We start from the raw sequence: 265 nt of genomic DNA on the forward strand, positions 1-265 counted from the left end.
GCCGGTCTGGCAGCTCGACAAGCTCGACATCCTGAACCCGGACGCGCACTTCACGGCCACCGAAAACTGGCGCGCGATCGGCGACGAAACCGCGCCTGCCGACACGGCCGGCGGCGCCTCGCAGACGCCGCGCCGCACCGCGCTCGATTTCCACGTCGATATCAAGGACGCGGGCAAGCTGCTCGAACGCGCGGGCGTGGCGCACGCCGTCAAGAACGGCGAAGGCACGCTGAGCGGCAATCTGGTCTGGCGCGGCGGCCCCTCG

Annotated in this window: 1 protein-coding gene; it reads left to right on the forward strand. The window is 70.9% G+C overall.

The window, feature by feature from the left end:
• Window positions 1-265: AsmA-like C-terminal region-containing protein (locus tag SB786_RS36555; RefSeq protein ID WP_410731626.1), on the forward strand; the 265-nt coding region annotated here is incomplete at both ends.

The organism is Burkholderia sp. SIMBA_062 (genome assembly GCF_046534765.1).
GTDB lineage: Bacteria > Pseudomonadota > Gammaproteobacteria > Burkholderiales > Burkholderiaceae > Burkholderia > Burkholderia ambifaria.